The 12751-nt window shown below is 72.7% G+C and carries 9 protein-coding genes and 2 pseudogenes; 6 read left to right on the forward strand and 5 right to left on the reverse strand.

The annotated features are described in order from the left end of the window. Positions 1 to 97 precede the first annotated feature (97 nt). Entirely contained in the window at positions 98 to 2047 is a 1950-nt protein-coding gene (locus AQJ84_RS07615; protein ID WP_053190628.1) for a serine/threonine-protein kinase, read from the forward strand. Here AQJ84_RS07615 and AQJ84_RS07620 read toward each other — a convergent pair. Further along, positions 1993 to 2819, reverse strand: a pseudogene (locus AQJ84_RS07620) (hypothetical protein). The gene AQJ84_RS07615 and the pseudogene AQJ84_RS07620 sit on opposite strands and share 55 nt — an antisense overlap. A gap of 7 nt (positions 2820 to 2826) precedes the next feature. After that, positions 2827 to 3876 (reverse strand): LacI family DNA-binding transcriptional regulator, encoded by a 1050-nt coding sequence (locus AQJ84_RS07625; protein WP_030045039.1) that lies wholly within the window; start codon positions 3874 to 3876, stop codon positions 2827 to 2829. Between the two features lie 226 nt (positions 3877 to 4102). Here AQJ84_RS07625 and AQJ84_RS07630 point away from each other — a divergent pair, with 226 nt between their 5' ends. The 4 genes from AQJ84_RS07630 (at position 4103) to AQJ84_RS07645 (ending at position 7615) form a co-directional block, all read left to right on the forward strand. After that, complete coding sequence (locus AQJ84_RS07630; protein WP_053190630.1) at positions 4103 to 5056, forward strand: ROK family protein; 954 nt, start codon at positions 4103 to 4105, stop codon at positions 5054 to 5056. 140 nt (positions 5057 to 5196) lie between these two features. Beyond that, positions 5197 to 6207 carry a TIGR01777 family oxidoreductase gene (locus AQJ84_RS07635; protein WP_053190631.1) on the forward strand — a complete coding sequence of 337 codons (1011 nt, stop codon included), beginning with the start codon at positions 5197 to 5199 and terminating at the stop codon, positions 6205 to 6207. A gap of 31 nt (positions 6208 to 6238) precedes the next feature. Then, positions 6239 to 6430 carry a hypothetical protein gene (locus AQJ84_RS07640; RefSeq protein ID WP_030045041.1) on the forward strand — a complete coding sequence of 64 codons (192 nt, stop codon included), beginning with the start codon at positions 6239 to 6241 and terminating at the stop codon, positions 6428 to 6430. 126 nt (positions 6431 to 6556) lie between these two features. Continuing rightward, positions 6557 to 7615 carry an NUDIX hydrolase gene (locus tag AQJ84_RS07645; RefSeq protein WP_030045042.1) on the forward strand — a complete coding sequence of 353 codons (1059 nt, stop codon included), beginning with the start codon at positions 6557 to 6559 and terminating at the stop codon, positions 7613 to 7615. A 1069-nt stretch (positions 7616 to 8684) separates the two neighbouring features. Here the strand turns inward: AQJ84_RS07645 and AQJ84_RS40635 are convergent. Together AQJ84_RS40635 and AQJ84_RS07655 are read right to left on the reverse strand one after the other, a co-directional pair. Continuing rightward, a pseudogene (locus AQJ84_RS40635) lies at positions 8685 to 9374 on the reverse strand (MBL fold metallo-hydrolase); the annotation flags it as partial. 66 nt (positions 9375 to 9440) lie between these two features. Further along, on the reverse strand, positions 9441 to 10796 hold the full coding sequence (locus AQJ84_RS07655) for a dipeptidase (protein WP_030045045.1): 1356 nt from the start codon (positions 10794 to 10796) through the stop codon (positions 9441 to 9443). A 133-nt stretch (positions 10797 to 10929) separates the two neighbouring features. Between AQJ84_RS07655 and AQJ84_RS07660 the strand changes: the two genes are divergently transcribed. Then, complete coding sequence (locus tag AQJ84_RS07660) at positions 10930 to 12177, forward strand: geranylgeranyl reductase family protein (RefSeq protein WP_030045046.1); 1248 nt, start codon at positions 10930 to 10932, stop codon at positions 12175 to 12177. Here the strand turns inward: AQJ84_RS07660 and AQJ84_RS07665 are convergent. After that, positions 12167 to 12616, reverse strand: coding sequence for a nitroreductase family deazaflavin-dependent oxidoreductase (locus AQJ84_RS07665; protein ID WP_030045047.1), 450 nt, complete (start codon positions 12614 to 12616; stop codon positions 12167 to 12169). The two genes, AQJ84_RS07660 and AQJ84_RS07665, sit on opposite strands and share 11 nt — an antisense overlap. Positions 12617 to 12751 lie beyond the last annotated feature (135 nt).

Genomic DNA, 12751 nt, shown 5'->3' on the forward strand with positions numbered 1-12751 from the left:
AGCTTGCCTGTCACAGCGGTCACTGTCGGCCGAAGTCGTCACCCGGGCCCCGTAGTCTGTACGCCAGGCACGGACAGGTCACAGGAACGGGGCGGCGGTGTCTTCGGGGGAGAGCGGACAGACGGACGGGGTCGGGCGGGTGCTGGCCGGGCGGTACCGCGTCGTGGCGCAGCTGGGGCGCGGCGGAATGGGCGTCGTGTGGCGGGCCGTCGACGAGGTGCTCGGGCGTGAGGTCGCGGTCAAGGAACTGCGGACGTACACGGACGCCGACGGGCCCGAACTCGCCGGGCTGCGCCTGCGGATGCAGCGCGAGGCCCGGGCGGCGGCACGGGTGCGGCACCCCGGGGTCGTGGCCGTGCACGACGTCGCGGAGGTCGACGGCCGGCCGCTGATCGTGATGGAGCTGGTGGACGGACCGTCGCTGGACGACGTGCTGCGCGAGCGTGGCACCCTCGACCCCCGCGAGGCGGCCGGAATCGGCGCCAAGGTCATGGACGCGCTGGCCGCCGCCCACCGTGCCGGTGTCCTGCACCGCGACGTGAAGCCCGGCAACATCCTGCTCGACCGGTCGGGCCGCGTCCTCCTCACCGACTTCGGCATCGCCACCATGGAGGACCCGGGCGACGGCTCGGCGACCCACCTCACGCGCAGCGGTGAACTCGTCGGCTCGCTCGACTACCTGGCACCCGAACGCGCCCAGGGCGCCGAACCGGGCCCCGCCTCCGACATCTGGGCCCTGGGCGCCACCCTGTTCGCGACGGTCGAGGGCGCCTCGCCCTTCCGTCGCACGTCCACCTTCTCCACCCTCAACGCCATCGTCACCGAGCCCCTTCCCGAGTCCCACCGTGCCGGTCGGCTGGGCCCCGTCCTCCAGCGCCTGCTGGACAAGCGCCCCGAGTCCCGCCCGGAGGCGGACGAGGCCCGGCGCCTGTTGCAGGCGGTGGCGGACTCGGGCGGCAAGGACACCCCGACGACGACCCTGCGCGGGCCGGCGGTTCCCCGGGGTACCGCGCGTCCGACCGCGGAGGAGGCAGAGCCGAACGGCCCGGCGGTGTCGCCGGGGTTCGGGCCGACGGCCCAGGTGACGCCCGGGCAGCCGGGAGCCGGTTCGGCCGGGGCCGCGGCAGCGGCCACGCCGGGGTTCGGGCCCGCCGAGCCAGTCGCCCCGTCCACGCCGGGATCCGAGGCCGCGACACGGAGCACGGACTCAGCGGCAGGTTCCGGACCCGCCGCACCCATGACGGCCGGAACGGCAGGTTCCGGACCTGCCGCACCCATGGCGGCCGGAACGGCGGGGGCCTGGCCTGCGGCGTCCGCGGCGTCCGGTCCTCCCACGGCCGCCACCCCGGCCCCGCCCCGTCGCCGCAAGGGCCGTGCCCTGCTCGCCGCCGCCGCCGTCACCGTCGTCCTCGCGTCGGCCGGAGCCACCGTCGCCCTGCTCAACCACAAGGGGGAACCGGACGCCGGTGCGCGGCCCTCGGCGTCCGCCGCCTCCGCCGGAGCGTCCGCCGCGGCGGCCGAGCGGGTCGAGGCCGGCCGCTCGGGTGACCCCGAGGCCACGAAGGAGAGTGCCGGCGAGTCCCCGTCGGCCGGCGAGGCCACGATCGAGGACAAGGCCACGCCCCCGGGTCGGCCCACCGACAAGTCCTCCCCGGCACGGACGGCGGGGAGCGGAACCGGCGGAGGCAGCGACGGCGGTACCTCCGGGGGCGGTTCGGGCGACGGCGGCGCGACGGGCGGGGGCGGTACGGCCACGACCCAGGCCCCGGTCTGTCACTCCATCGGCGGCGGCAAGTACAACTGCGAGGTCTGGCGCACCGCCACGTCCTACACCGCGTCCGGCGCCGAGGCCGGCGAACTCGGCGCGGGCACCAACTACTTCTACTGCCAGCAGAACCTGGGCCGTCGCGAGACCTACGGCGAATGGACCAACGTCTGGTGGGCGAAGACGGACGACGACAGCGGCAACACGAACGTCTATGTCAGTGACGTCTATATCAAGGGCGGCGACAACGACGAGCCGGTACCCGGGCTTCCGGTCTGCTGATCGGGAGGAAGCGCTCCAGCCCGGAAGCCGTCACCCGCTGCTCCTCCCTGAACAGCCGCGTGCCCCGCTCGCACAGCCGCCGGTCGGCACGCGCCCGCGCGCAGAACTCCTCCGGCGTGCCCCCGAACATGCCACGCAACCGGGCGGACCCCACCAGGAGTTCGGTGAGGAGAGGCCGCTGGCCGGGGTGGGCGCGTGGGACGCCGGTGCCGTCGTGCAGGACACCGTGACGGTTGACGTACGAGTACACCCCGGGGAGCGTCACCCCGGCCCCGCCCTCGGCCCCGGCCTCCGCCCTGACCTCGACGCTCACCTGGGGCGAGGGCAGCCAGGCGCGGCCGTAGTTGCCGTTCGGCAGCGGCACACCCTCGCTCGCGTCGATCACCTCGAGCTGCTCGGCGTCCAGCCAGATGACGAACAACTCCCTCACCGCGCGCGGCGCTTCGAAGGGGGACGCCGAGACGTACCCCATGCGGCTGACGTGCGCGGAGACGCCCACTCCGATGCCGGTGACCTTGGCCCTGACCATCGGGATGGGCGAGGTGATCCCGAACTCGGCCATCTTGTGACGCAGTTGGGCCGGGCTGGCGTTGGAGCCGATGGCCAGGACAGGGGCGCGGTCCTCGTGCACGAGGGCGTCGAGGGGCAGCAGCCGGTCACCGTCGAGCAGTCCGGATGCGCGCGGCCACACGCCGGGGTAGAGCAGCGGGTGCTCGCGCGGCACCACGGCCAGGCCGAGGGCCTCCAGCGTGCGGTCGACGTCGTCGGTCATGGGCCGCTCAGTCCGTCGGCGGCAGCTCGCCCGAGCCTCGGGTGATCAGCCGGGTCGGCAGCTCGATGCGCTCCGGGGTGAGCAGGAGGCCGTCCAGCTGGCGGAAGAGGCGCTCGGCGGCCGTCCGGCCGAGGGTCGCGGCGTCCTGGGCGACGACCGTGACCCCCGGTCGCAGCAGGTCGGCGAGCTCGAAGTCGTCGAAGCCCACGAGGGCGACCCGGCGGGCCTGTTCGGCGAGGACGCGGACCACGGTGACCGTCACGCGGTTGTTGCCCGCGAAGACCGCGGTGACGGGGGAGGGGCCGGACAGCATCTCCTCGGCCGCCCGCCGCACCCGCCCGGGGTCGGTGACGCCCAGGGACATCCAGGAGTCCTCCACCGGTATGCCGGCGTCCTCCATGGCGGCCCGGTAGCCGCGCAGGCGCTCGGCGGCGGTGTGGATACGGGGCATGTCACCGATGAACCCGATCCGCCGGTGCCCGTGGGCGATCAGGTGGGCCACGCCGGCGCGGGCGCCCCCGTAGTTGTCCGAGAGGACGACGTCCGCGTCGATCCTCCCGGCCGGACGGTCCACGAACACCGTGGCCACGCCCGCCTTCAGCTCCGGTTCCAGATAACGGTGGTCGTCCCCGGCCGGGATGACCACCAGCCCGTCCACCCGCCGTGCGCACAGGGCCAGCACCAGCTCCTGCTCCCGATCGGGGTCCTCCGCGCTGGAACCGTTGATCAGCAGCGCCCCGTGGGCCCGGGCCACCTCCTCCACGGCTCGGCTGAGCGGGCCGTAGAACGGGTCCGCGAGATCCTCAAGCACCAGGCCGATGCTCGCGGTGCGGCCCTTGCGCAGCACCCGCGCGCTGTCGTTGCGGCGGAAGCCGAGCGCGTCGATGGCCTCCTGGACCCGGCGCTCCGTCTCCGCCGTGACGCCCGTTTCCCCGTTGACCACCCGGGAGACGGTCTTGAGGCCCACACCGGCCCGTGCGGCCACGTCCTTCATGGTCGGACGGTTGCCGTAGCGGGTACCGGAGATGCGGTCTGCTCGGCTGTGGGTCTCGGGCACGATGCGGCGTCCTGTCCTTGTCGTCCACGGGATGCGGAGATCCATGATGTTGTATGAGGATGTGGCGTCGAGCATAGAGCCTGGACAACGTTGTCAGGTGCGGGGGACACTGTCCACCGCACTCTCCGTCCCGCGTCCCCACTGCGCGACCGGCCTGCTGTTCCGCTCTTTCCTCACCATTGTTTCGCAAGGTTGTTCTCATGTCTGACGGGGAGATCCGACACTGATGCACACCGACCTCGTGGCCGCGCTCGACATCGGCGGCACCAAGATCGCCGGCGCGCTGGTCGACGGCCACGGCCGGATCCAGTCGCGCGCGCAGCGCGCCACGCCCGCGCGGGAGGACGGTGAGACCGTGATGCGGGCCGTCGAGGAGGTGCTCGCTGAGCTGACGGTGTCGCCGCTGTGGGGGCGTGTCACGGCGCTGGGGATCGGCAGCGCGGGTCCGGTGGACGCCTCCACGGGCACCGTGAGCCCGGTGAACGTACCCGGCTGGCGCGACTACCCGCTGGTCGGGAGGGTGCGGGCGGCGGCCGACGGGCTGCCCGTGGAGCTGATCGGCGACGGCGTCGCGATCACGGCCGCCGAACACTGGCAGGGCGCGGCGCGTGGCCACGACAACGCTCTGTGCATGGTGGTCTCGACGGGCGTCGGCGGCGGTCTGGTTCTCAACGGGCAGTTGCATCCGGGCCCCACCGGCAACGCGGGGCACATCGGTCACATCAGCGTGGATCTCGACGGCGACCTGTGCCCGTGCGGTTCGCGTGGCTGTGTCGAGCGGATCGCCAGTGGCCCCAACATCGCCCGGCGGGCCATCGAGAACGGCTGGCGCCCCGGCCCGGAAGGTGACACCTCCGCCGCCGCGGTGGCCGCCGCGGCCCGCGCGGGCGACCCGGTCGCCGTGGCCTCCTTCGAGCGGGCCGCCCAGGCGCTGGCCGCCGGCATCGCGGCCACCGCGACCCTCGTGGAGATCGACGTGGCCGTCATCGGCGGCGGGGTCGGCAAGGCCGGGGACGTACTGTTCACGCCGCTGCGCAAGGCGCTCGGTGACTACGCGACGCTGTCCTTCGTCCAGCGGCTGACCGTGACGCCCGCCCAGATGGGCACGGACGCGGGGCTGGTGGGGGCGGCCGCGGCGGCCCTCGCCCGGCGACCGGACGCGGCCGCGGCAGGCGTCTGAGACACCTCGGCAGGAACGTTTACCTGGAGCTCGGCCGACCCGCGCGGGTCGGCCGAGCTCCTTGGTTTCGTGACACCGGGAGAGTTTTGAACATGTTCAACTTTCTGGGCTAGGCTGTCCCCACACGAAGGGGGAGCCCGATGAAGATCGTGATACCCGGAGGAACAGGGCAGGTGGGCACGGTCCTGGACCGTGCGCTGACCGCCGCCGGCCACGACGTCGTCGTCCTGACGCGTCGGCCGCTGCGCGAGCGCCAGGTCGCCTGGGACGGGGAGACACTGGGAAGCTGGACCCGGGAGATCGACGGCAGCGACGTCGTGATCAACCTGGCGGGCCGCAGCGTCAGCTGCCGCTACACCCCCGCCAACCTGCGGGCCATGATGGACTCGCGGGTCAGTTCCACCCGGGTCGTGGGCGAGGCGGTGCAGGCCGCCGCCCGGCCGCCGCGGCTCTGGCTGCAGATGAGCACGGCCACCGTCTACGCCCACCGCTTCGACGCCCCGCACGACGAGGCCACGGGCGCGATCGGCGGCGACGAGCCCGGAGTACCGGCTTATTGGGCCTACAGCGTCGAGATCGCCAGGAACTGGGAACAGGCCCAGCGGCAGGCGCGAACCCCGGCCACCCGCAAGGTCGCTCTGCGCGCGGCCATGGTGATGAGTCCCGACCGCGGCGGTGTCTTCGACGTCCTGTCGCGGCTGGCCCGGCTCGGGCTCGGCGGTCCCGTCGCGGGCGGCGCCCAGTACGTGTCCTGGATCCACGACCGTGACCTCGTGCGCGCCTTCGCGTTCCTGATCGACCGGGACGACCTCGAGGGGCCGGTGAACCTCGCCGCTCCCGGGCCGCTGCCGCAGCGGGCGTTCATGCGCGAGCTGCGCTCCGCGTGGCGCGTCCCTGTCGGCCTGCCCGCCACGAGGTGGATGGCGGAGATCGGCGCGTTCGCCCTGCGCTCGGACACCGAACTGCTGTTGAAGAGCCGACGCGTGATACCGGACCGTCTGCTCGACGCGGGCTTCGCCTTCGAGCACGCGGAGTGGCCGGGAGCCGCCGACGACCTGGTACGGCGGCTGCGCGGCAGGTCCGTCCCGGCCGGCCCCGGCCCTCGCGGGCGGCTTGCGGAACCGTCCCGATCACTTCGACGGCGGGCGTGACCCCCACGGCCGTTCCCCAGTTGAATCCGGCATGAAGAAGCGCAGCATGCTCGCCATCGCCTCCCTCGCCACCGGCTTCGTCGTCGCCGCGGTCTCCCCGTCCCACTCCGCGGAGGAGCTGGGCGACCTCGACGTCGACAAGACCCTCAGCGCCCTCGACCAGACCATCGCCAGCGACAGCCTGGCCGGAGTGGACAAGGCGGCCCTCGGGCAGAACGGCTGACGAGACACAGCACAACGGCACCCGGCGCCGGCGCCCCCACCAGGAGGGGGCGCCGGCGTCCGTTCACGCGCCCTCAACTGCGGCTGGTTTTCGTGGCAGGGTGGAGCGGGCAAGCCTCAGGGGGCCATGAGAAGAGGGGGCAACGTGATCGTCTGGGTCAACGGCGCGTTCGGTGCGGGGAAGACCACCACCGCACGCGAACTGATCGAACTGATCCCGAACAGCACGCTCTTCGACCCGGAGGTCATCGGCGGAGCACTCGCGCACCTGCTCCCGCCCAAGCGCCTCGCCGAGGTCGGCGACTTCCAGGACCTGCCGATCTGGCGCCGGCTCGTGATCGACACCGCCGCCGCCATGCTCGCCGAGCTGGGCGGGGTGCTGGTGGTCCCGATGACTCTGCTCCGCCAGGACTACCGGGACGAGATCTTCGGCGGCCTGGCCGCGCGCCGGATCACCGTCCGCCATGTCCTGCTCGCCCCGGCGGAAACGATCCTGCGGGAGCGAATAGCCGGCCGGGAGATCCCGCCGGACCTGCCCGACGGGGAGATCCGGCAACGGCAGTGGGCCTACGAGCACATCGAGCCGTACCGGGCCGCCCTCGCCTCCTGGCTCACCGCCGACGCCCACCCGATCGACAGCGGTAACCTCACGCCGTACGAGACCGCCGCCAAGGTCGCGGAGGCCGTCAGCGCCGGGACCGTGCCGGTGTGCGACATCGTGCAGACGCCCGAGCCCACCGCCGAGACCCTCGCCGCGGGCGTCCTGCTCTTCGACGAGCAGGACCGGGTGCTGCTGGTGGACCCCACCTACAAGGCCGGCTGGGAGTTTCCCGGCGGTGTCGTCGAACCCGGTGAGGCGCCCGCCCGCGCCGGCATGCGCGAGGTCGCCGAGGAGACCGGGATCCGTCTCGAGGACGTCCCCCGGCTCCTCGTCGTCGACTGGGAGCCGCCCGCACCGCCCGGCTACGGCGGTCTGCGGCTGCTCTTCGACGGTGGCAGGCTCGACTCCGCCGACGCCGACCGTCTCCTGCTGCCCGGCCCCGAGTTGCGCGGCTGGCGTTTCGTCACCGAGGAGGAGGCCGCGGGCCTGCTTCCGCCGGTGCGCTACGAGCGGCTGCGCTGGGCCCTGCGGGCGCGGGAACGGGATGCGGCCATGTATCTGGAGGCCGGAATTCCTACTCCCTGACCCGCGCGTCGCTCGCCTCACCGAACGGCGGGGGACAGGGGGTCAGCCGGCTCTCCTCCCGGAACCTCCGGCTGAACTCGTCCATCACCGCGGCCTGCCGGGCGTACCGGGTGATGAGAGCGGCGGCGGCCTCGGGGATGTGGCGCGGCCGCTCGCCCTCGGCGCAGGCGCGGACGAACGCCTCGCGTTCCGCTCCCCGGTACCCGTACAGCTCGGTGACGAGCCAGATCACCAGGTACATGCGGGTGTAGGCGCGGTCGTAGTGGCGGTGGGCGTCGAAGAAGGCGCGCTCGTGCGGTGTCAGGCGGAAGCGTGAGCAGAGCGCGAGGCCGTGGTCGGTGAGGTGGAGGCGCCGGCCGTCGGTGAGGATGTTGCCAAAGTGGGCGTCGAAGTGCACGACGTCGTGTCCCTCCAGGAACGAGACGATCTCCTCCAGTCCTCGTTCGACCAGCCGGCAGGCCGCCTCCGGGTCACCCGTCCGCAACTGCGTACGGAGCCAGTCGTGGAGGGTGGTGGGGAGGTACTCCAGAAAGAGGGCGATGTCCGCGGTCGCCGTCCGCAGCGCCTCGACGCGCTCGCGCGCCCGCGGGGTGCCGCCCCAGTAGGCGACGGCCCGCTCGACGTCCCCGAGCTCCTCGGGCAGGGGCCGTCGCCGGTCCGGCAGGATCCTCCAGTGGTGCAGCAACGGGAAGCCCCGGAACTCGCCCGACAGGACCCAGTCGGTCGTCGTCGTGTGCAGGGCGAGCTCCCGCCACGCGCCGAACCCCGGGCCCGGGGGGTCGCCGAGGCCGTAGTGGAGGAAGGTCGGCAGGCCGTGCGGGTTCGCCGTGGAGCGGACGTGCTCGGGCCGCCGCTCGATGTCGGTGAGCCGCACCCGCTTCACGAAGACCTGGACACCCTCCACCTCGACCAGCGACGAACGCCCGCCGATCCCCGAGCCGCCTGGCGTGCCCGCCGCCACGAGCCCCGCGACCTCCTGATCGCTCAGCAGGTCGAGTGCGGTGGCGACCGCGGTGTGACGGGCGAGGCGTGCGGTGCGGGGCATGAGCCCATCATCGGCGTTCCGCTGGTAGGTGTCGGCGGAACGCCCCAGCGCTGTGGAAGCCTGGCCGACCACCGGGTCACCATGGCCGAAACAGGCCACCTCCGCCTCCAGCGCCGCCAGCCGCCGGAAGGAGGCGACGGCCTGGGGGCGGTCGACGTTGAACACGCCGAGCAGCACGCTCTGGTCGACCGGGGACGCGGCGACGGCGTCCCCGGTGAACAGCACGCCGTGCCGAGGCAGATGCAGCGCGATGCTGCCGTGGGTGTGGCCGGGGACGTGCACGACCCGCGCTCCGCCGCCGAAGTCGAGGACATCACCGTCGGACAGCTCGGTGACCTGCGACGGGCGCGTGAACTCCGCCTGGGGCAGGTGCCGTACGGCCTCCGCGTGGAGGGGAACCTCCCAGTCCTCGAACACCGGTGGCGGTCCCGGCACTTCGCCGCGAACGACGGGTGCGTCCAGGCGGTGGGCCAGCACCTCGGCGCCTGTCGACTCCGCCAGTTCGGCGGCGCCGCCCACGTGGTCCTTGTGGAAGTGGGTGAGCACGATCCGCCGTAACCGCCCCAGCGTCCCGGCGAGTTCGGCGATCGGTGCTCCGGCGTCCGCCGGACCGGCGTCGATCAGGGTCAACTCGTCGCCGTCGCACCAGACATAGGCCTGACCGACCGGGAAACGCAGGAGACGCAGGTGCGGGAGAAGTGCGATGACGTCCATGGAACGACCGTAGAAAGGGCCCCCGACCGAAGACGAGGGCCCTCTGCCGACAGCAGAGCGGGGGGCTCAGCTCGTCGCGTAGTTGCGCAGGAACAGTGCCTCCGTCACCGAGAGGCGCTCCAGCTCCTCGGGAGACACGCTCTCGTTCACCGCGTGGATCCGGGCCTCCGGCTCGCTCAGGCCGATGAGGAGGATCTCCGCGCGCGGATACAGCGAGGCGAGGGTGTTGCACAGCGGGATGGAGCCGCCCTGGCCGGCGTACTGCATCTCCTGGCCCGGGTAGGCGACCGCCATCGCCTCGGCCATCGCCGCGTACGCCGGGCTGGTGGTGTCCGCGCTGAACGCCTGTCCCTGGCCGATCTGCTCGGTGCGCACCCGGGCGCCCCACGGGGTGTGGGCCTCCAGATGGGCTTCGAGCAGCTTGGTCGCCTCGACCGCGTCCACGCCCGGCGGCACCCGAAGGCTGACCAGCGCGCGGGCGCTCGCCTGTACGGACGGGGTGGCGCCGACGACCGGTGGGCAGTCGATGCCGAGGACCGTGACCGCCGGGCGGGCCCAGATGCGGTCGGCGACCGTGCCGTCGCCGATCAGCCGCACGCCGTCGAGCACCTTGGCGTCCTGGCGGAACTGCTTCTCGTCGTACTGCAGCCCCTCCCACCGGGTTTCGGGCGTGAGCCCGTCGACCGTGGTCGAGCCGTCCTGGCCACGCAGCGAGTCCAGTACGCGGATCAGGGCGCCCAGCGCGTCCGGGGCGGCGCCGCCGAACTGGCCCGAGTGCAGGTTGCCTTCGAGGGTGTCGATCTGCACGCGGACGAGGGTCATGCCGCGCAGGGTGGAGGTGACCGTCGGCAGACCGACGCGGAAGTTGCCCGCGTCGCCGATGACGATGGTGTCCGCCTCCAGCAGGTCGGGGTGTTCCTCGGCGTACCGCTCCAGACCGCCGGTGCCCATCTCCTCGGAGCCCTCGGCGATGACCTTGACGTGCACCGGGACGCCCCCGTCCGCCTTCAGCGCACGCAGCGCGAGCAGGTGCATGATCACGCCGCCCTTGCAGTCGGCGGCCCCGCGTCCGTACCAGCGGCCGTCACGCTCGGTCAGCTCGAAGGGCGGGCTGGCCCAGGCGGCCTCGTCCAGGGGCGGCTGCACGTCGTAGTGGGCGTACAGCAGGACCGTCTTAGCGCCCTCGGGGCCGGGCAGGTAGCCGTACACCGACTGTGTGCCGTCGGGGGTGTCGAGCAGGGCCACGTCCTGGAAACCCTCGGCGGTGAGCGCGTCGGCGACCCAGCGGGCGGCGCCCTCGCTCTCGCTCTTCGGGAACTGGTCGAAGTCCGCCACCGACTTGAAGGCCACCAGCTCGGTGAGCTCCACCCGCGCTCTCGGCATCAGCGAGGCGACGGTCTCGGCGACCGGATTCGACGACATGGGCACGCTCCTTGTGGGTGCGACGTTGTACCGATGAGTGCCGTAGATCCTCCCACAGCGGTCTGTGGGGACGTCCGCCGTAGGATGCGGGGGACAGGTGCGGCAGCGGCTTGATCGGGAGCAGTAGACCATCGTGAGCAGCGAGAACTCTTCGGCGGACGACGTGCAGCGGGTGTGGGACGTCGTCGTGGTGGGCGCGGGACCCGCGGGGGCCTCGGCGGCCTACGCGGCGGCGGTCGCGGGGCGGCGCGTCCTGTTGCTGGAGAAGGCGGAGCTGCCCCGCTACAAAACGTGCGGCGGCGGCATCATCGGCCCCTCTCGCGACGCGCTGCCGCCCGGCTTCGAACTGCCGTTCCGGGACCGGGTGCACGCGGTGACGTTCTCGCACAACGGCCGCTTCGCCCGCACCCGCCGTTCCCGGCAGATGCTGTTCGGGCTGATCAACCGGCCCGAGTTCGACCAGCAGCTGGTCGAGCACGCGCAGAAGGCGGGCGCGGAGCTGCGGACGGGCGTCGCGGTCCAGCGGGTCGAGCAGCACGGCTCGTCCGTGCCGGACCGGCGTACCGTCGCGGTGGTCCTGCAGGGCGGCGAGACCGTGCTCGCGCGGGCGGTGGTCGGGGCCGACGGCAGCGCCAGCCGGATAGGAGCACACGTCGGTGTGAAGCTCGACCAGGTGGACCTCGGCCTGGAGGCGGAGATCCCGGTGCCGGAGACGGTGGCCGAGGACTGGAAGGGCCGGGTGCTCATCGACTGGGGCCCGATCCCCGGAAGCTACGGCTGGGTGTTCCCCAAGGGCGACACCCTCACCGTCGGCGTGATCTCCGCGCGCGGCGAGGGCGCCGCGACCAAGCGGTACCTGGAGGACTTCATCGGCCGGCTCGGCCTCGCCGGTTTCGAACCGGGCATCTCCTCCGGCCACCTGACCCGCTGCCGTGCCGACGACTCCCCGCTGTCCCGCGGGCGGGTGCTGGTGTGCGGGGACGCGGCGGGGCTGCTCGAGCCGTGGACCCGCGAGGGCATCTCGTTCGCGCTGCGCTCCGGCCGGCTCGCGGGGGAGTGGGCGGTCCGGATCGCGGAGGCGCACGACGCGGTGGACGCCCGCCGACAGGCGTTGAACTACGCGTTCGCGATCAAGGCGGGGCTCGGTGTGGAGATGAGCGTCGGCAAGCGCATGCTGACCGTGTTCGAGCGGCGCCCCGGTCTGTTCCACGCGGGGCTGACCGGCTTCCGCCCGGTCTGGAAGGCGTTCATGGACATCACCCGCGGCGCGACGTCGCTGGGCGAGATCGTCCGCACGTATCCGCTGGCCCAGCGTGCACTGACCGCGCTGGACCGGCGCCAGGAGGGTCCCGCCGGCACCGCCGCCGACGTCAGCTCGTGACCGTGATCCGGAACACGGGGTGGTCGGGGGCGATCCGGCGCAGGTCGGCGTCCGGGGAGTCGGGGCCGACGCCCTTGAAGAAGACGCCGACCTCGGCCTTCCAGCGCTTGAGGTAGGCGCGCAGCAGCGGGGCCTTCTCGTCGTCGGCGACCTCGGTCGCGGTGAACGTGTCCACGTTCCCGCCCAGGCGCAGTTCGCCGCCGCCGGCCGCCCGCATGTTGTGCGTCCACTGGACGTGCCCGCGCGGGGCGACCAGGTACTGCTGTCCGTCCACGGTCAGCAGGTTGACGGGTGTGGTCCGCCACTCGCCGCTCTTGCGGCCGCGGACCGCCAGCACCCGGGAGCCCCAGACGCTGATGCCCCGGCGGGTCATCCACGCCACGACGCGGTTGAAGACGTTGACGGTGAACCAGCCGGGCTTCTGGACGTGCGTGGACATGGTGACCCCCAGGATCGAGTGAGCGCCGCTCACTTTTGTGAGCACTGCTCTCGCTTGATGAACAGTCTGGCCCCGATCGGTGATCGAAGCAAGAGCACTGCTCTCGTTTCTGGGCACTGCTCTCGTTTGTGTGCA

This window comes from Streptomyces resistomycificus, from assembly GCF_001514265.1.
In the GTDB taxonomy this organism is placed as follows: domain Bacteria; phylum Actinomycetota; class Actinomycetes; order Streptomycetales; family Streptomycetaceae; genus Streptomyces; species Streptomyces resistomycificus.